This window comes from Rhizobium sp. SVR5-9E, from assembly GCF_056755095.1.
In genome coordinates, this window is the sequence record NZ_JBNDHS010000718.1 from 1 (window position 1) to 238 (window position 238).

Genomic DNA, 238 nt, shown 5'->3' on the forward strand with positions numbered 1-238 from the left:
ACAAAATAGTGACCGGCAGCTTTTGCGGATCGGTGGTCGCCAGCAGGAATTTCACATGCGCGGGCGGCTCTTCCAGCGTTTTCAGCAGGGCGTTGAAGCTGTGGCGTGACAGCATGTGCACTTCATCGATCAGGTAGACCTTGAAGCGGCCACGCGCCGGCGCGTACTGCACGTTGTCGAGCAGATCGCGGGTATCTTCCACTTTCGTGCGCGAGGCGGCGTCGATCTCAATCAGATC

The 238-nt window shown here is 58.8% G+C and carries 1 protein-coding gene; it reads right to left on the reverse strand.

The features are described 5' to 3' along the window. Positions 1 to 238, reverse strand: a 238-nt coding sequence (locus tag ACPYOJ_RS36700; protein WP_481420590.1) for an AAA family ATPase, incomplete at both ends; no start/stop codon positions are given.